The following is a 16531-nucleotide window of genomic DNA, read 5'->3' as shown; positions in this document are numbered from 1 at the left end:
GCATGTTTTGATTCATCTGAACTGCCGAAACAATCCATCAAGCTGTTCTCGCGTAATCCGTTCAAACGTATCTCCGATGCTTACTTCGGTTGAACAGTACCCATCTTTTTCAACAAGATACCCCGTAATGCCTACTCCTGTTTCTTCTTGGATGCGCGCAATTTTCTCACCAATTTTTTCCTTCTCCCCTTGAAAATGAAGATGGAACATATTCGTGACCGGGATGCGTGGAGTCGTCCACACGCCATCGAGTTCATTGAAGCGCGCTGCCAAGCGGACGGCCTCGTTTCGATACTCGGCCATCTTGTCTTTTCGTAGCTCATAATAATAATCCGCAGACAGGATGTATGGATATAAGCTGATCAAGTCACCACCGTAGCGTCGCTTCCATACTTTCGACGTGTCACAAAATGCCTTCGGTCCAGCAAGGATGGCACCGGCAATGCCACCGATTCCTTTATAAAACGAGACGTATACGCTATCAAAGAGCGCACAAATCTCAGAAGCCTCTTTTTCATAATACGGAAGCGATTCGAACAGTCGTGCACCATCCAGATGTAGATGAATCCCTTTCTCACGACAGTGTTCATGAATTGCCACAAGTTCCTCGAACGTCGGCAATTCCCCACCGATTTCTCGTTGTGGCAGTTCGAGCAACAGACACGCGATGTCCGGTAACGCTTGAATCTCTTCGAGCGTCATCAATCGGTTTTCGTCCCCCACTAAAATCGGTTCGATGTGATGCAACTCTTTTAAACCATCCTGCTCATGAATTTCAAGGTGACAAAGCGGGTGATATGCGACCTTTTTCTTCCCTGTCTCATCACACCAAATGCGTAGCGCAATCTGCTGTGCCATCGTACCGCTCGGAAAGAAAACTGCCGACTCTTTCCCAAGAACCTGTGCCATCTTCTCTTCGAACTGTCGAATCGTTTTCCCCTGCCCATACTGATCACTCGGCTCATCTTCACGCACCTGTTCAAATACGCGTTTCAATACCCCGGCTTCCCGTTTGCCGTGACCGCTCAATTGAACGTTCGTCTGACGATACGTGTCTGCCAATCGCTCCATTCTTTCCCCTCCTCGACAAATAAGCTCCCTGTCAGTATAACAGGGAGTCCTCTCTTCAGTCGCGAATGCGGACGATGAGTTTACCGCGCACTTTTCGCGTTTGTAGTTTTTCGAGACCTTCTTTCAATTGGTCGAACGACAACACTTCTGTGACGAGATCGTTCAGTTCACCTGCATCGAGCAAGTTCATCATCTCTTCGGCCATATACGCCAAGTTGCGAATCGCATGTTCGTCCTCGCTCGCATGCGCCGCCCCGAGTGCCACTTCGTGAATCGAAGGAGATAACGTGAAGCCTTTCATGTTCGTCATGTCTGGTGGCCCGGCGATGTAGGCGAGGTGTCCGCTGAATGCGAGACGATCTAGGTCTGCTGTCGCAACGTCTCGTCCGACTGTATTCAAAATCAGGTCGACACCACGTCCATCTGTTTCTTCCATGATCCGTGCCGTCACGTCCTCGACGTTATAATCAATCACCACGTCCGCCCCGAGTGATTCTACCCACTCAACGTTCTCAGGAGATGCCGTCGTGAATACCTTCAGACCGAGCCGTTTTGCGAGCTGAATCGCAAATCCACCGACACCGCCCGCTCCTGCGTGTACGAGAATCGTCTCCTTATCTCGCGTGTTCAGCTTCTGCATGACCGCTTCATATGCTGTCATCCCCGCACACAGGATAGAAGCCGCCGCCTCATCGCTTACACCTTGCGTAACGACCGCACACGCCCGGGCATCGACGACCGTATACTCGGCGAATCCCCCATATTTCGAAAGATCCGTATGAACAGCCACACGCGAACCCGTAATGATGTTGGCGATACTCGAACCGACCTCAACGACTTCTCCGACGAGGTCGACACCGAGAATGTGTGGATATGACCAATTCGGGTTTCCGTTTGATCCGACTTTATAATCGACCGGATTCAAGGCGACCGCTTCGACACGAATCAACAGTTCTCCCGCTCCTGGTGTCGGTCGGTCGATTTCTCCAATATGCAGATGATCAAGACCAGGTTGATCGAGTAGCCATGCTTTCATGTTTAGTAAGCTCCTTCCGAATACGTGAGTTCGTATGAGTGTGAATAAATTTCAACGAGGTTGCCGAATGGATCTTCGCAGTACACCATGCGGTACGGTTTTTCACCTGGGTAGTATTCACGAATCGGCATCCGTTGTCTCCCGCCGTGAGCGACAATCTTCTCGACGAGCCCTTCGATGTCAGGGTCTTGTACACAGTAGTGGAAGATCCCTGTCTTCCAAAACTCGAAGTTGTCTTCTGGTGTTTCGTTGTTCGGGAATTCGAACAACTCAATCCCGATTCCGTCTCCCGTTGACATATGAGCGATTCGGAATTTGCCTCAGCCCGGTCCGAAGACGTCGGTACACATCACACCGATTGGCGAATCATCCTCGACAACGTCTGATGGTGTCATAATCGTATACCACCCCATCACGTCCTCATAAAATTTTACGGCCTCAGCGACGCTCGGTACAGAAAGACCGATGTGTGAAAACGTTCTTGGATATGTCATGTTTCATCTACTCCTTTTTGTTTGCTCAATTTAGCGGGTAACGATAAGATACTGTCATTGAAGCAAGAAAAAAAGTACGCACATTGAAGTAACTACCCGAAAGTGAGGTTCCTTGAACATGACCACATCGTTCCCCGTCAACCGCGCACTTGAGATTATCGGCGGCAAATGGCGCCCCCAAGTGTACTGCACGCTTCAAGATGGACCGCTTCGTTTTTCTGATATTCAACGAGCGATTCCGGACGTCAGCCGAAAAGTGTTGACCGACCAATTGCGCGAGCTCGAGCAGCTCGGCATGGTTCGCCGTGTCGACTACTCGACCGAGAAGCACCTGCACGTCGAATATTCATTGACCGAAGACGCCCTCGGACTGCAACCCGCCATGAATGCCCTTTGTTCATGGGGAGAGTGCCACGACAAAAAATAATCCCGAGCCACATGGCCCGGGATTATTTTTATGAGGCGAACAGACTAATCAAATTCCCATCCGCATCGTACAGGATGGCGTAACGTTGACCCCAGAACGCATCCCACGGTGCTTTGTGTGACGCATAACCTTGTTCAAGGACTGAATCATACAAAGTATTCAGCGACTCTCGACTGTCACATAAAAAGGCAAGCTCGATTCGATGCCCGTCTGCCTGTTTCCATTCCCCGTATACCGATTCGGCCACTTCTACCGTATCGAACGCGAGACGCACGCCTCCTTCGTCAATCTCTACATGTGCTTCCCCGTTCATCGCTTCCGGAATCTCAAACCCGAGCGCCCGATAGAAATCGAGCGACCGCTTCATATCCGTCACGACGATCCCGACCATGTCCAATTTGACTGCCATCATGTTCCCTCCCCTTATTTTCATGATACGATTTGAGTGTAGCATGACCAATTCGATCAGAGACGAGGAATTTCAATGAATTATACGTTTCAACCACTCACCCAAGAGCAAGCCGAATTGATTGCCTTCGAGTGGCGCTATGAAGGCGAATACGCGTTTTACAATATGGATGCTGACGAAGAAGATCTCGCCTTATTTTTAGATGCAGATGAGCGAGGTGATACAACGTTCGCCATTCTTGACGACGAACTCATCGGTTTCGTCACGTTGCAATTCGAATCAGTAGACGCTGTTTCTATCGGTCTCGGCATGCGCCCTGATTTGACGGGGAGCGGCAACGGACATCGATTCCTCACGTCAATCATAAATTGGATTGAGGCGACATATGGGACTCGCACAGTGCGTCTTGCCGTCGTCACGTTTAATAAACGGGCCATCCGATTATACGAGTCTCTAGGTTTCATCCCACAAGACACGTTCATGCAGGAGACGAATGGTGGTGTGTATCCGTTTCTTTCAATGACACGTGAACAAAGCGAACCCCCGAACAACTGATGTCCGGGGGTTTTGTCATGTCCGCTGTTTCTTCTGAATATAAGAAAGACCGAGCGCTCCAATTAAAATCGTCCCTTTGACGATGTCTTGCGCATAATACGGCACGTCCCACATCGTCAGTCCGTTCAAGAGAATTCCAATCAAAATAGCTCCAATCAATGTCCCGATCACGTTCGGGCGCCCTGTCCCAAAGACGGCGTAGCCGATGTAGGCAGCCGCGACAGCATCCATCAAGAGGGGTGCCCCAGCCGAGACCTGACCAGTCCCAATCCGAGATGCAAGAATGATCCCACCGATGGCCGCAAACAACCCACTGAGCACGTAGGCATAAAGTTTAATGCGATTCACGGCAATCCCAGAACGACGGGCCGCTTCGGCGTTCGATCCGACGTAATAAAACTCACGCCCAGTCCGCGTATAAGTCAAGAACAGATGCGCTCCGATAAAGAATACCAGCATGAGTAGGGCGACGAACGGAATCGGACCGATTGTCCCTTGACCGATGAATAGAAACGACGGGATGAAACGTCCTGGCGCCGTCCCCCCTTCAATCGGCATGTTGTCATAAATCGAGAATCCTTTCGTATACGTCAATTGAATCCCGTTAATGACGTACATGATGGCGAGTGTCGCTAGTAAATCCGGCAACCGAAACTTGATTGTGACGAGCGCATTTAACAGCCCGACGAGAATCCCGAGTGCAAGTGGGATCAGCAGAGCGACGAGTAGCTCTTGTCGATGAAGGACGAGGCTTGCTGCCGCCCCGATTGTCGCAAGACTCGCCGTCGATCCGACTGATAAGTCAAATCCTCCTACGATGAGCGAGAATGTGACGCCAAGGGCAAGTAACGACACGATTGAAACCGATTTGATGATGTCACTAAAATTTGCATACGTCAGAAATTGATTGTTCGTCACGGTAAAGACCGCAATCAAACCAAGGATTGCGAGTAACGTCCCATACTGACCGATATGACCGCTGATTCGTTTTCGTTCCTTGACCACCAATTGTGCCATCTTACACGCCTCCTTTCTCTACAATTTGTCCACGGTCGAGCCAAACGATTCGATTGGCGACCCGTTCGAGTTCATGTCGCTCACTTGACGTGAACAATACGGTCTTCCCTTGTTTCGCGAGTGCAATGACGCGTTCATACACGTCTTGTTTCGCTGCGATATCGATTCCTTTTGTCGGTTCGTCGAGCAGATAGATGTCTCGGTCATCGAGCAACCATTTGCTGAAGACGACCTTCTGCTGATTTCCGCCACTCAGCTCACTTACCGGTTGTTTCACGTTCGCATAGCGGACACGAAGCGATTTCAATACGTCCGAGACATCATCGGTCTTTCCTGCGACAGCAATCACGTTCCGTTCAATCGTCTCGTCTAAAAATAATCCATGACGACGTCTCTCCTCTGGAACGAGTGCAAATCCTAAACGTACGGCGTCTGTCGGTTCTTTGATCACGTGCTCTTTCCCCTCGATTGTGATGGATTGACGAATCCCAGAAAGACCGAACAATGCTTCCATCAGTTCCGTCTTCCCACTTCCCGTCAATCCACCAATCCCGAGCACTTCCCCGCGATACGCTTCAATCGAAATGTCAGATTGGAAGAGTGGAAGGGGCAACTGCGCAGACAAGAAAATCTCATTTTCAGGCACTGCCTTTTCTAACACTGCATCAAATGTCGTCCCACTCAAAAATGTCTGCACCGCTTCCGAGGAGAGCGATTGGTACGGACCATCGTACACAACACGTCCGTCTCGAAGAAACGTAGATGTCGACGTGACCCGTGTGAGCTCGTTTGAACGATGCGTGACCAATACAATTCCGACTCCTTCTGTCGCAAGCTTCTGTAACAATTCCAGTAAGGCGTCGGCCTCCGTTTCCGATAAGGCAGCGGTCGGTTCGTCGAGGAGTAAATACTTGGCATCGCTCTCGAGTGCTCGGGCGATGAGAAGGCGCTGCTTCACGCTGAGCGGGTATTCACCGGCTGGAATCGTTGGATCGACCTCTAAACCGACTCGGGACAACACGCGTTGCGCTCGCTCTTTCAAACGTTGCGGGCGAATCCATTTCACCGTCTGCCATGGAAGGACATTCTCATACACAGGCAAGTCCAAATAGAGCGCATCATCGACTTCTTGCGATACCGTGATGATGCCATGACGAATCGCTTCCGCTGGTGTGAGCCAGATTGGTTTTCCATCAATGGACAATTCGCCGGACGTCGGTTCGACCGTTCCGTTTAGCAGTTTGATGAGGGTACTCTTACCGGCCCCGTTCAAACCGAGGAGACCATGAATGTCTCCAGGCTTCAAACTGAATGACAGTTGATCAAGCACCGTGACGTCACCGTACTGTTTCGTGATTCGTTCCAAGTGAATCATCAGTCCGTCTCCTTCATCCAATCCGACCATGCCGCATTTGATTCGCCCCAACCCGGAACGTACTGTCCAAGGTCATCCATCGTGACAGCCTCGTCCGGCAAGACATCACGATCCACTAGATATGGGTCGACCGAATGAATTGAAGGCGTTTCGTCCCCGACTACTTTTTGATAAGCGTAACGGACTTGAATGCGACCGATTTCGGCTGGATCTGTGGCAGCTGTCACTTTCCACGGACTTCCCTCTTCTTGCATAAGTTGTAAATCTTCGTCACTCAAATCAATTCCATAGACGGCAATCTCGTCACGTCCTGCCTGTTTGATGGCACGGCTCGCCCCTTTTGCGAACTCATCCCACATCGCAAACACCGCATCAATTTCGCCTTCCGGGTACTTCTTCAAAATCGCCTCCATCTGGCTTTGCGTATCGAGCGCCGTGTTGTTCGTCGCCGAACCGAACTTTGCGACTTCCTGGATGCCGGGATAGCGTTTTAAGAACGCGTCATAAATCGTATGTCGACGTTCCATCGGGGTGAATCCACCGACCCAAATCGTGACGATGTTCCCTTCCCCGTCCAAATCTTCCGCGAGTGCTTTTAGCGAGCGCCATGCTAGTGAATAATCATCTTGGTCGATGACCGTCACGCCTTCGTTCGTCAAATCGTTATCGAATGCAACGACTTTGATGCCTTTGTCGAGCGCCCGTTGAACCGGTTCTTTCAAGGCATCGGCACGTCCGTGGTCAATCAAGATCACATCGACTCCTTGCGTCGTCGCCGTATCGACATAACTCGCCATTTTCGACAAATCATTTTCGGCATTATACACTTTCACGTTGCCACCGAACGCTTCGACTTGCTCGGTCACCCCTTCGATATACTGCGAAGAGAACGTCCCGATCGACATCTGCATAACGAGGGCGACTTCTAGATTTTTCGGAAGCGTCTCATTTGAGACGTTGACGGTTTTCGCTTCCGTTTTACTTGTTGTCGTAGTCGTTTTCGGTTGAGCCTGTTCGTTCGTGCATCCGGCAAGTGCCAGGATGACGGTCAACAGGAAGAAGATGATTTTTTTAGACATATGTGTTTCCTCCTACATGTTCTACAATGACCGACTCAGTCGGTTCGAGCACACCTGTCTCTGTAATTAGACCGGTAATCAGTTCGGGTGGTGTCACATCAAACGCCGGATTGAAGACGGTGATGCCGACGAGTGCCGTCGGATGTCCCCCGATATGGGTCACTTCATGCGCGTCCCGTTCTTCGATTTGAATCGTGTCATCTGCCTCTAAATCGAATGTCGAATGCGGAGCAGCCACATAGAATGGGATGCCGTAATGCTTCGCCAAAATCGCAAGCTGAAGTGTTCCGATTTTATTCGCTGTATGACCGGTACGGGTGATGCGGTCCGCCCCGACGATGATAGCATCGATTTGTTTCGTCTGGATGGTCCAGGCCGCCATGTTATCTGTAATCAGTGTGACATCGATATCTGCCCGGTCGAGCTCCCATACGGTCAGTCGTGCTCCTTGAAGCAGCGGTCGCGTTTCGGACGCGAACACCCGAAACGGGATGCCACGCTCTTTCCCGACATAGAACGGCGCGAGCGCGGTACCGTATCGTGACGTCGCGATGGCACCGGCGTTACAAATCGTCAATACGTTGCCACCAGCGGGTAACACGGTGAGCGCATGTTCCCCAATCGTGCGATACGTAGCCACGTCTTGTTCAAAGATTTCAATCGCACGCTGCTTGATTGCTTTTGCAATCTGTTCAAAGTCCTCCCCCACATTCAATCGAAGGAGTGAGTCGATGACATGCTGTAAGTTGACCGCGGTCGGTCTTGTCGCAATCAACCGTTGACCGACTTGATTCAATTGGAGATGAAAATATGGATTGTCTTGCAGACGTGACGCTTCTTTCGCAAGGACAAACGCTCCGAAATAAGCGATGGCCGGTGCACCGCGAACTTGAAGCGACTTGATTGCCTGCTCGGCCTGTTCGAGCGTCAACACTTCGACATAGCGCTCTTCTTGCGGCAACAGCGTCTGATCTAAAATCGTCAACATTTCCGTGTCGGCATCGAAATGAATACTTTGCACACTCATACGCGCACCTCCGACAAGACTGGAATCAATTGATCGATGGATTGAATTTGATGGCGCTGTTTGATGAGACGCGTACCGAGCTCTAAGGCGTGGCGTTTCCGTTCGATGCGAAGGTCGTCTGGTAATGTCTCTAAGTCGGCGACTCCAGCCAGACCGACAGTCCGCCGAATCAATTCGCAGCCTGCGTAGCCGATGGCGTCACTCAAAATGGATGGCAACAGTTCGTCCACGAATCCTACTGTGTTGAACGGCTCTGCGGCCTGTGTAAAGCGGGTACGGAACGTTTTCTCGAACGTCTCCCAGACGGTGAGTACTTCTGTGAAGCGTTCGAATCGTTTCAACGGATGCGCATACGTTGAGAACACCAGATGAGCAATGATTTGACCAATGTCAAAGCCGAACGGACCGTAAAACGCAAATTCGGGATCGATGATTTTTGTTTCTTGACGGGTCGCAAAAATGCTTCCTGTATGTAAATCCCCGTGCAGTAGCGCTTCGTGCTTCGTCACGAACCCAACCTTCAATTTGGTCACTTCAATTTTCAAAGCGAGGTCTGACCAGAGTTGCTCCACATCCGGACGAAGGACTGGCTCGATTTGATTCGATTCTGCGTCGCGATACGGGTCGGTGAAGATCAGTTTCTCCGTGATATCGCATAGTTCTGGATTGTAATACTCTTTTTCGATTTGTTTCTTCACGAGTGGTCCGTTCGCGTAGTCAGACGTCGCAAACAACGTTTCCCCGAGGAACGTACCGACGTGGCGGGCTAAGTTCGGGTAGCTCTCTCCTTTTAGGAAGCCGGTGCGGACGATTTCGAACGATGATAAATCTTCTAAAATCGTATAGGCGAGTTCACGGTCACTCCCGAGGACACTCGGGACGAACTGAGGCACGACTTTTGAAAATTCACGAAGAGCCAGCTGTTCAATCCAAGACCGATCAAGCGTGAGCGGCCAGCTCTCCCCCACGACTTTTGCATACGGTAACGCTTGTTTCACAATCAATGACGTCTCTCCTTGACGAATGCGAAAGACGAGATTTAAATTTCCATCCCCGATCTCCTCGCATTCTGCAATCCCCTCTTCTAGTAACCCTAACTGTCGAACGTGGTCGACGACACTCTGTTCTGTAAACGCCTCATAAGCCATGATGGTTTTCCCCTTTCTTGGATCTATGCATGAAAAAAGCCCCTTTCTCCGCGAGAAAGAGGCACACCCAAATTGGTTGTTCCTCTCATCTTTCAGACATGTGTCTGGTGGATGTAGCACCGTGCCAAATGGTCGGTTGCTGCGGCGTCTTAGGGCCAATTCCCTCTGCCAACTCGCGATAAGAGTAAATGATGTAATTGTGTTTGACGTGTTGAGACGAATATTACGGACTAGGCATGCTAGTTGTCAATCCTCTATTTTCAGTCGCCCACTTATTTTCGACACGCATATATAGAAACATTATTTTTAAACTTTTTTTCTCAAAAAAAGGAATTGACGAGTGAGCGATTCTATGTAAAAATTCAATTAAATTTCACAACTTCACAACTATTCTTATCAAGAGCAGACGGAGGGACAAGCCCGATGATGTCGCAGCAACCGACCAGAAATGGCACGGTGCTAATTCTTGCAGCTAACGCTGAGAGATAAGAGTTCATTGTTTTTTTGAATGACCTCTTGCCTTGGCATGAGGTCATTTTTTGTTTGACCTGAAAGGAGGAACTTATGGGAATCATCGCTACTTATGAAATCAAACATACCGATCACGTCGAGCGTGTAGCTGAGAAAATCGCACATGAGCTGACCGTTGGGACATGGACCGAGTTGAACCATCTCGAACAATATCAACTGCAAGCGTTCCGAGGTGAGGTCATCGCCACGTCCCAACAAGAAACGACAAGTCGCTTCTCGATTCGCTACCCGCTACATAACGTGACACCGGACTTTTCGTCCATTCTGACGACGACATTCGGTAAGCTCTCCCTCGACCCAGGCGTTCAACTTGTCGACCTCTCGCTTCCAGAGGAACTCGCACCGGACTTTCCGGGTGCCGCATTCGGAGTTGAAGGGGTCCGGGACATCCTTCGTGTACACGACCGCCCGCTCGCGATGAGCATCTTCAAAGGCGTCATCGGACGAGACCTTGATTTTTTGGCGACACAACTCCGGGACCAGTTCGCAGGCGGCATCGACCTCGTCAAAGACGATGAAATTCTATATGACAATCCGCTCACCCCGTCGCTCGAACGGGCACGGATCGGGGCATCGGTCATCCGGGAGCATAAAGAAACGACCGGTCGCTCCGTTCTATACGCCGTCACGTTGAGCGGACCCGTTTTCACCTTACGCGACCAGGCGAAGCGATTGATTGAGGCAGGCGCGACCGCACTCTTATTCAACGTATATACGTATGGGCTCGACGCATTGCGCGAGCTCGCTAAAGATCCTGAGATTCATGTCCCGATTTTGGCACATCCCGCTTTTGCCGGAGCGTTGACCGGATCGGTTCGTCATTCCCTACTGTTCGGGAAACTGATTCGCTTGGCCGGGGCAGACTTGACACTCTTCCCGTCGCCATACGGTTCACTGTCGACACAGAAAGACGAGGCACAACAGATTCAGACGTACGCGACAGAACCTCATTGGACGAAACCGATTCTGACGGTCCCGTCTGCCGGTATCCATCCTGGACTCGTACCAGATTTGATTCGTGACTTCGGATCAGATGTCGTCATCAATGCGGGTGGTGGGATTCACGGACATCCAGACGGTGCGGCTGACGGAGCGAGAGCGTTCCGCCAAGCGATCGATCAAGCAATTGGTAAGACGAGCGAGACCGATGCGTTATCGACTGCTTTAGATGCGTGGGGTGCACGATGAGTACGCACGTCATCTGTGATTTCGACGGGACCATCACGGAAGAAGATAACATCATCGCATTGATGCGACGCTTCGCCCCACCTGAATGGGTCGAACTTAAAGATGGTGTGTTGAACCAAACGCTCTCCATTCGCGAAGGCGTCGGTCAGATGTTCAGCTTGCTCCCGAGTGAACAGGAATTGAAGTACCGTGAATTTCTTCAGTCGACCATAACGTTTCGACCAGGGTTTATCGAGTTTTTACAGGAGACACAGTCATGCGGCTTTCGATTTGATGTCGTCAGTGGCGGAATGGACTTTTTCGTCCATCCGATTCTAGAAGGTTACGTCGAACCGGAACACATCTACTGCAATCATGTTGATTTCTCTGGAGAGACGGCACACGTCACCTGGCCTCATACATGCGATGTCCATTGTTCGAACGATTGTGGATGCTGCAAGCCGACAATTGCCCGACAGATTGTCTCACCTACCGACACGTTGATTGTCATCGGGGACTCCGTCACCGACTTTGAAATCGCCAAACGTGCCGACGTCGTGTATGCACGGGGGCAATTGATTTCGCTATGTGAGGCGGAAGGAATTCGACATATTCCGTTCGAGACATTCTACGATATCTCAGCTCATATGAAAGGAGTGAACGTATGACTGTGCAAGAACGGTGGGGAGAACTTGCCGACATTAAAGACGAGCTCGCCGCACGAGACTGGTTCCCCGGAACGAGCGGGAACCTGGCGATCCGCGTATCAGATGACCCATTGACATTCCTTGTGACGGCAAGCGGTCGTGATAAACGAAAGCGCACCGATGAAGATTTCGTCCTCGTTGATGCGACCGGTCAATTGATTGGAGAGCAGACAGGCAAACCGTCGGCTGAGACGTTGTTACATGTCGATATCTTCAACAATACGAACGCAACATGTTCGCTTCACGTGCATACGGTCGACAATAACGTCATCTCGGAACTGTATGCTGCAAAAGGTCATGTTACGTTCACAGGTCAAGAAATCATCAAAGCGCTCGGTTATTGGGAAGAGACGGCCAGTGTACGAATCCCGATTATCGAGAACCACGCGGATATCCCGATGCTCGCCCGTGCGTTCGCGCTACATGTCACAGGCGATGCCGGTGCCGTCCTCATCCGGAACCACGGGATCACCGTTTGGGGCGAAACGCCAGCTGCGGCAAAACGTTATTTAGAGGCATATGAATTTTTGTTTAGCTATTCATTAAAATTACGCGCCCTAGGCGTCCATTCATAAGGAGGAATTCAACATGGCAACAATTTATTTTCAACAAACCGAAGAACGCGTCAGTGATCAACAAGAGGTACGTGACTTTTTAGAATCACGAGACATCCTTTACGAAGCATGGGATATCGCAAAGTTACCGGCTTCTCTTCAGGAAAATTACCAACTGACAGACGAAGACAAAGAAGCCATCTTGGCGACGTTCCGTGACGAGATTCAAGATGTATCAGCACGACGTGGCTACAAGACGGCTGACGTCATCTCGCTATCCGATGCGACACCGAATTTAGATGAACTGCTCGTCAACTTCCAAAAAGAGCATCATCATACAGATGACGAGGTTCGTTTCATCGTCAGTGGTCACGGCATCTTTGCGATTGACGATGCAGAACGCGGATACTTCAATATCGAACTCAATCCAGGTGATCTCATCTCCGTGCCGGTCAACACACGTCATTACTTCACATTACAAGAAGACCGCCAAGTCGTCGCCGTTCGTATTTTCGTGACGACTGAAGGCTGGGTACCGATTTACGACAAAGAGAATGTAACTGCATAAGAAAAGGTCTCTCGCTTAAAAACGAGAGACCACTTTTTATTGTTTGACCGCTGTCGGTTTCGATGAGAACCAGCCCCATGTCGCAATCCCGACCATGACCGACCAGAAGAAAATCGTCCAAGCTGTCGAGTGGACGAACCCGTCTGGGAGTCCCATGAATTCGAATGATGTTCCGGCAATCAATTCCTTGAAACCAGGGTGTTCAAGTACGAGCACCGTCAACTTGACCCCGACCCAACCGACGATGATGAAAGCGGCCGTTTCAAGTGTCGGACGCTGATGAAGCAACTTGACGAAAATCCGAGCTGCGAATCGCATCAAGACGACCCCGATGAGTCCACCTGTCAAGACGACGAAGAACTGACCCGAGTCAATCCCACCAATCTCACCTAGACCGAGTGGTGGCAAGCTGACCGCAAGCGCGACCGCTGCCAAGATTGAGTCGACGGCAAAAGCGATGTCCGCAAACTCGACTTTTGCGACAGTGAGCCAAAATTCTTTTTTCGATACCGGCTTCTCCGTGACAGCCGTCTCTTCCTTCGCCTCGGCCGCCAAATCTTGCTTCGGCTCCATCTTTCTCGCCTTATAGGTCATATACAGGTGTCGCGCACTCATCCCGATTAAGTAGAGCGCACCGAGTGCCTGAACTTGCCATACGTTGATCAAGAACGAGATCAAGAACAATGCGATAAATCGGAAAACAAATGCCCCGAGGAGTCCATAAAATAATGCCTTCTTCTGCTCTGTACGCGGCAAGTGCTTGACCATAACGGCCAAGACGAGCGCGTTGTCTGCAGATAACAAGCCTTCCAAACCGACGAGTACGACGACGATCCAGGCATACTGCAGGACTAACTGCCAATCCATAAAAACATCTCCTTTTTTCTTTCAATTCCTTCATATTTAATAGTGATCTATTTTTTAAGTTCACAGGACCATTTTATTCCCGTTCACAAAGTAAATCAATCCTCTTTCTTCAATATCTGAAGGATTTTTTTCCGATTGCATATTCAAAACATGTTATGAGAGCAAAATCATACCCGTTCAGCCATCATTTCGTGATAAAATCCTAACAAGAACGAGTGGTGCTTTAAACCGCTCGAAAAAAGGAGAATCCGATTATGTCTACAAGCCATGTCGCTTTACCTACTAAAGCAGAACGACATAAATTGTTCGGGTCGGTCCCACCGATTAAAGGAACAAAGCCGACCGAGAAAGAACAAATGGTCGATTTACAAAATACACCGAAAAACTTCCTATTTGCCCTCGACAGTGTCGGCATCTCAAACGTGAAGCATCCTGTGAACATCGAGACGCCAGATGGGATTCAGTCTACGGTCGCTACATTCGAATTGACGACTTCGCTCGTCCAAGACCGTAAAGGGATCAACATGTCTCGTTTGACAGAGCAGCTCGACGCGTACCATCAACAAGGGTGGACGGTATCAAACCGTTCGTTAATCGAGTTCGCGCAAGAGCTCGCCGAGCGTATGGAACAAACAGAAGGCCAATTGACAATCCGTTACCCATGGTTCTTCACGCGTAAAGCACCTGCGACAGGTCTTAGCGGTTTGATGAACGCGGACGTCATGCATCGTGTGACATATAACCTCGAAACGGGCGTCGCAAACGTGACAGTCGGTCTCGTCATCAACGTCACGACGCTTTGCCCATGTTCAAAAGAAATCAGTGAGTACAGCGCCCATAACCAACGTGGGTACATCACAATCGAAGCCGGTCTTGATGAAACATCGACGGACGGATTCGATTGGCGTGTAGCCCTTCTCGATGCAGCGGAGTCAAACGCCTCAGCACCACTTCACCCTGTCCTCAAACGTCCGGATGAGAAACGTGCGACTGAAATCGCATACGAAAACCCACGTTTCGTCGAGGATATGGTCCGCTTGATCGCGGCTGACTTGTACGAGATGAAACAAGTCGTGAACTTCTTCGTCGAATGCCGTAACGAAGAGTCGATTCACCAACATGACGCGATTGCATCGATCACATTCGATAAGCGTCAAGACGCATAAAAAATGCGGAACCTCTGTTAAAGAAGGTTCCGCATTTTTTATAGACTTGTCACGAGTTCAATCGTCAATAGGATGATGATGAGCATCACCCACACTGCCCAGACGAGTCGCCACTTCTCCCAGTCAAATCGCTTCATCACCGCATAGACCGTGAGGTAGAGCGCGATAAGAAGGGGTACAACGACCCAAGGATTCTCTAGCATCACGCCTCGATGTCGCCATCCCAAGCTAGCATTCCGCCGTCGACATTGACGACTTTGTAGCCTTGCGACTCTAAGTAATCACACGCCGTCTGACTCCGTCCACCTGAACGACAGATCACGTGATAGACATTGTCTTGTGCCAACTTTTCTGTCACTTGTGGGAATTCCGATAATGGATAGAGTGGTACGTTCGGGATATGCCCTGCCTCATATTCATCTTGTTCGCGCACATCGATGATATGGAGAGACTCCCCGTTCTCTAATTTTTCTCTTAATTCTGTCGCATGAATACTTTGCATACATAGTTCCCCTTTCAATCATGGATTTCTCTTTTAGTTTACCTCAGCTTATGCTCCGACAAACTCCAGTTGATGGTCGTCTCAGCATCACAATAGAACCCTTCGAGCTCGCATCGTTCGACGACCTGTTCGATAAACGCGCGACTGCCACAAAACAACGTGAAATGGCTATCCCAAGGTGGGACGATGAGCCATTCGTGTTGATAACCGAAAAACGTCCGATGTTGCATGCCCCACGTATCAGCGGCTAGCGTCTCACTGAGATGGATGAGATGCCGTTCCGTACAAAATTCGTCTCCGGTCCAGATCCAGCCTTCTCCCATCTCCAAAAGTACACGCAACACTTGATTCTTTAGCAGATCCGACAGTTCCCCTTCACCTGGTGGGAGCACATTCTCACGTTCGCAATATTCAATGATTCGATTCGCCCCTTCTCGATCTTCGGCGTGTAGTTTCAGCGCCCCAATCATCGTTCGGAGCGCGTGGTCGATACGGCTCACGTCACGAAAACCTAGTCTTCGCCTCATCTCTTCCCATGTAACGGACCGAAATTGCTGTTCGACCTCGTTATTATCCAGATCGGTATAACGATCAATCATGGTGGGGTGACCTATTGGAGCAAGGAATGGATGAAACGCGATGAAGACCGTTTCAAATACCCCTTCATAATACGTCTTAATCGAATCATCATCCCCGCCACCAAACATAGCGTAACGATGTCCTTCAGGTAATAAAACACTCTCATCTAGTTCGTCCATTTCATCACTCCTTTCTTGAATAGTTTATAACGAGCCATCAAAAAAAGCATCCTTCTATAAGAAGAATGCTCCG

The 16531-nt window shown here is 50.0% G+C and carries 19 protein-coding genes, 1 pseudogene and 2 riboswitches; of the genes and pseudogenes, 7 read left to right on the top strand and 13 right to left on the bottom strand.

Translation table 11 applies throughout. The annotated features are described in order from the left end of the window. Positions 1–12: 12 nt before the first annotated feature. The 3 genes and pseudogenes from IRJ25_RS00845 to IRJ25_RS00835 form a co-directional block, all read right to left on the bottom strand. Positions 13–1071 carry a threonine aldolase family protein gene (locus IRJ25_RS00845; protein WP_269317562.1) on the bottom strand — a complete coding sequence of 353 codons (1059 nt, stop codon included), beginning with the start codon at positions 1069–1071 and terminating at the stop codon, positions 13–15. A gap of 55 nt (positions 1072–1126) precedes the next feature. Beyond that, positions 1127–2107, bottom strand: a complete 981-nt coding sequence (locus IRJ25_RS00840) for a zinc-binding dehydrogenase (RefSeq protein WP_269317561.1) — start codon at positions 2105–2107, stop codon at positions 1127–1129. Positions 2108–2109: 2 nt separating this feature from the next. Then, a pseudogene (locus IRJ25_RS00835) lies at positions 2110–2601 on the bottom strand (lactoylglutathione lyase family protein). A 118-nt stretch (positions 2602–2719) separates the two neighbouring features. Between IRJ25_RS00835 and IRJ25_RS00830 the strand changes: the two are divergent. Further along, a complete protein-coding gene (locus IRJ25_RS00830; RefSeq protein ID WP_078147739.1) occupies positions 2720–3028 on the top strand; it encodes a winged helix-turn-helix transcriptional regulator in 309 nt (102 codons plus the stop codon). A gap of 28 nt (positions 3029–3056) precedes the next feature. On the opposite strand, the gene IRJ25_RS00825 is transcribed toward IRJ25_RS00830, so the two are convergent. Beyond that, positions 3057–3437, bottom strand: a complete 381-nt coding sequence (locus IRJ25_RS00825; protein WP_269317560.1) for a VOC family protein — start codon at positions 3435–3437, stop codon at positions 3057–3059. A 75-nt stretch (positions 3438–3512) separates the two neighbouring features. On the opposite strand from IRJ25_RS00825, the gene IRJ25_RS00820 reads away from it, so the two are divergent. After that, a complete protein-coding gene (locus IRJ25_RS00820; protein ID WP_269317559.1) occupies positions 3513–3992 on the top strand; it encodes a GNAT family N-acetyltransferase in 480 nt (159 codons plus the stop codon). A gap of 15 nt (positions 3993–4007) precedes the next feature. Here IRJ25_RS00820 and IRJ25_RS00815 read toward each other — a convergent pair whose 3' ends face one another. From IRJ25_RS00815 to mtnK, 5 genes are read right to left on the bottom strand one after another with little or no spacing between them, the layout of a single operon-like run. Next, on the bottom strand, positions 4008–5009 hold the full coding sequence (locus tag IRJ25_RS00815; RefSeq protein WP_269317558.1) for an ABC transporter permease: 1002 nt from the start codon (positions 5007–5009) through the stop codon (positions 4008–4010). 1 nt (position 5010) lies between these two features. Further along, positions 5011–6384, bottom strand: coding sequence for a sugar ABC transporter ATP-binding protein (locus IRJ25_RS00810; RefSeq protein ID WP_269317557.1), 1374 nt, complete (start codon positions 6382–6384; stop codon positions 5011–5013). Continuing rightward, the gene (locus IRJ25_RS00805) at positions 6384–7463 is read right to left on the bottom strand and encodes a sugar ABC transporter substrate-binding protein (RefSeq protein ID WP_159563037.1); all 1080 of its coding nucleotides are present in this window, start codon (positions 7461–7463) and stop codon (positions 6384–6386) included. The genes IRJ25_RS00810 and IRJ25_RS00805 overlap by 1 nt, the downstream gene beginning before the upstream one ends. Beyond that, complete coding sequence (gene mtnA / locus IRJ25_RS00800; RefSeq protein WP_269317556.1) at positions 7456–8490, bottom strand: S-methyl-5-thioribose-1-phosphate isomerase; 1035 nt, start codon at positions 8488–8490, stop codon at positions 7456–7458. Before mtnA ends, IRJ25_RS00805 begins: the two co-directional genes overlap by 8 nt. Then, complete coding sequence (mtnK, locus tag IRJ25_RS00795) at positions 8487–9638, bottom strand: S-methyl-5-thioribose kinase (RefSeq protein WP_159563039.1); 1152 nt, start codon at positions 9636–9638, stop codon at positions 8487–8489. Before mtnK ends, mtnA begins: the two co-directional genes overlap by 4 nt. An 82-nt stretch (positions 9639–9720) precedes the next feature. Beyond that, positions 9721–9823: riboswitch (SAM riboswitch) on the bottom strand. 205 nt (positions 9824–10028) lie between these two features. Further along, positions 10029–10130, top strand: a riboswitch (SAM riboswitch). 72 nt (positions 10131–10202) lie between these two features. On the opposite strand from mtnK, the gene IRJ25_RS00790 reads away from it, so the two are divergent. From IRJ25_RS00790 to IRJ25_RS00775, 4 genes are read left to right on the top strand one after another with little or no spacing between them, the layout of a single operon-like run. Then, positions 10203–11357: a 2,3-diketo-5-methylthiopentyl-1-phosphate enolase gene (locus tag IRJ25_RS00790; RefSeq protein WP_269317555.1), complete on the top strand. Its 1155-nt coding sequence runs from the start codon at positions 10203–10205 to the stop codon at positions 11355–11357. Beyond that, positions 11354–12004: a 2-hydroxy-3-keto-5-methylthiopentenyl-1-phosphate phosphatase gene (locus IRJ25_RS00785; protein ID WP_214690396.1), complete on the top strand. Its 651-nt coding sequence runs from the start codon at positions 11354–11356 to the stop codon at positions 12002–12004. Before IRJ25_RS00790 ends, IRJ25_RS00785 begins: the two co-directional genes overlap by 4 nt. Continuing rightward, complete coding sequence (locus IRJ25_RS00780) at positions 12001–12618, top strand: methylthioribulose 1-phosphate dehydratase (RefSeq protein WP_269317554.1); 618 nt, start codon at positions 12001–12003, stop codon at positions 12616–12618. Before IRJ25_RS00785 ends, IRJ25_RS00780 begins: the two co-directional genes overlap by 4 nt. A 13-nt stretch (positions 12619–12631) precedes the next feature. Further along, positions 12632–13165: a 1,2-dihydroxy-3-keto-5-methylthiopentene dioxygenase gene (locus IRJ25_RS00775; RefSeq protein WP_269317553.1), complete on the top strand. Its 534-nt coding sequence runs from the start codon at positions 12632–12634 to the stop codon at positions 13163–13165. Positions 13166–13201: 36 nt separating this feature from the next. Here the strand turns inward: IRJ25_RS00775 and IRJ25_RS00770 are convergent, their stop codons facing one another. Further along, a complete protein-coding gene (locus tag IRJ25_RS00770; protein ID WP_269317552.1) occupies positions 13202–14032 on the bottom strand; it encodes a TerC family protein in 831 nt (276 codons plus the stop codon). A gap of 254 nt (positions 14033–14286) precedes the next feature. On the opposite strand from IRJ25_RS00770, the gene folE2 reads away from it, so the two are divergent. Then, complete coding sequence (folE2, locus tag IRJ25_RS00765; RefSeq protein ID WP_269317551.1) at positions 14287–15198, top strand: GTP cyclohydrolase FolE2; 912 nt, start codon at positions 14287–14289, stop codon at positions 15196–15198. 38 nt (positions 15199–15236) lie between these two features. On the opposite strand, the gene IRJ25_RS00760 is transcribed toward folE2, so the two are convergent. The 3 genes from IRJ25_RS00760 to IRJ25_RS00750 are packed head-to-tail and all read right to left on the bottom strand — an operon-like array spanning position 15237 to position 16458. Continuing rightward, positions 15237–15401 (bottom strand): hypothetical protein, encoded by a 165-nt coding sequence (locus IRJ25_RS00760; RefSeq protein ID WP_012727488.1) that lies wholly within the window; start codon positions 15399–15401, stop codon positions 15237–15239. Beyond that, a complete protein-coding gene (locus tag IRJ25_RS00755) occupies positions 15401–15700 on the bottom strand; it encodes a rhodanese-like domain-containing protein (RefSeq protein ID WP_041917952.1) in 300 nt (99 codons plus the stop codon). The genes IRJ25_RS00760 and IRJ25_RS00755 overlap by 1 nt, the downstream gene beginning before the upstream one ends. A gap of 38 nt (positions 15701–15738) precedes the next feature. Further along, on the bottom strand, positions 15739–16458 hold the full coding sequence (locus tag IRJ25_RS00750; RefSeq protein WP_269317550.1) for a DUF2711 family protein: 720 nt from the start codon (positions 16456–16458) through the stop codon (positions 15739–15741). Positions 16459–16531 lie beyond the last annotated feature (73 nt).

The organism is Exiguobacterium sp. KJ 601 (assembly GCF_027161185.1).
Classification (GTDB): Bacteria; Bacillota; Bacilli; order Exiguobacteriales; family Exiguobacteriaceae; genus Exiguobacterium; species Exiguobacterium profundum.
The sequence above is the reverse complement of the archived record's forward strand: the minus strand, read 5'-3'. Positions and strand labels throughout refer to the sequence as shown.

Coding starts and splice junctions, on each gene's coding strand:
- IRJ25_RS00845 (WP_269317562.1), bottom strand. CDS start 1,071: ATGGAGCGATTGGCAGACACGTATCGTCAGACGAACGTTCAATTGAGC.
- IRJ25_RS00775 (WP_269317553.1), top strand. CDS start 12,632: ATGGCAACAATTTATTTTCAACAAACCGAAGAACGCGTCAGTGATCAA.
- IRJ25_RS00840 (WP_269317561.1), bottom strand. CDS start 2,107: ATGAAAGCATGGCTACTCGATCAACCTGGTCTTGATCATCTGCATATT.
- IRJ25_RS00790 (WP_269317555.1), top strand. CDS start 10,203: ATGGGAATCATCGCTACTTATGAAATCAAACATACCGATCACGTCGAG.
- IRJ25_RS00810 (WP_269317557.1), bottom strand. CDS start 6,384: ATGATTCACTTGGAACGAATCACGAAACAGTACGGTGACGTCACGGTG.
- IRJ25_RS00805 (WP_159563037.1), bottom strand. CDS start 7,463: ATGTCTAAAAAAATCATCTTCTTCCTGTTGACCGTCATCCTGGCACTT.
- IRJ25_RS00785 (WP_214690396.1), top strand. CDS start 11,354: ATGAGTACGCACGTCATCTGTGATTTCGACGGGACCATCACGGAAGAA.
- mtnK (WP_159563039.1), bottom strand. CDS start 9,638: ATGGCTTATGAGGCGTTTACAGAACAGAGTGTCGTCGACCACGTTCGA.
- IRJ25_RS00755 (WP_041917952.1), bottom strand. CDS start 15,700: ATGCAAAGTATTCATGCGACAGAATTAAGAGAAAAATTAGAGAACGGG.
- IRJ25_RS00830 (WP_078147739.1), top strand. CDS start 2,720: ATGACCACATCGTTCCCCGTCAACCGCGCACTTGAGATTATCGGCGGC.
- IRJ25_RS00780 (WP_269317554.1), top strand. CDS start 12,001: ATGACTGTGCAAGAACGGTGGGGAGAACTTGCCGACATTAAAGACGAG.
- IRJ25_RS00750 (WP_269317550.1), bottom strand. CDS start 16,458: ATGGACGAACTAGATGAGAGTGTTTTATTACCTGAAGGACATCGTTAC.
- mtnA (WP_269317556.1), bottom strand. CDS start 8,490: ATGAGTGTGCAAAGTATTCATTTCGATGCCGACACGGAAATGTTGACG.
- IRJ25_RS00815 (WP_269317558.1), bottom strand. CDS start 5,009: ATGGCACAATTGGTGGTCAAGGAACGAAAACGAATCAGCGGTCATATC.
- IRJ25_RS00820 (WP_269317559.1), top strand. CDS start 3,513: ATGAATTATACGTTTCAACCACTCACCCAAGAGCAAGCCGAATTGATT.
- IRJ25_RS00770 (WP_269317552.1), bottom strand. CDS start 14,032: ATGGATTGGCAGTTAGTCCTGCAGTATGCCTGGATCGTCGTCGTACTC.
- IRJ25_RS00760 (WP_012727488.1), bottom strand. CDS start 15,401: ATGCTAGAGAATCCTTGGGTCGTTGTACCCCTTCTTATCGCGCTCTAC.
- folE2 (WP_269317551.1), top strand. CDS start 14,287: ATGTCTACAAGCCATGTCGCTTTACCTACTAAAGCAGAACGACATAAA.
- IRJ25_RS00825 (WP_269317560.1), bottom strand. CDS start 3,437: ATGGCAGTCAAATTGGACATGGTCGGGATCGTCGTGACGGATATGAAG.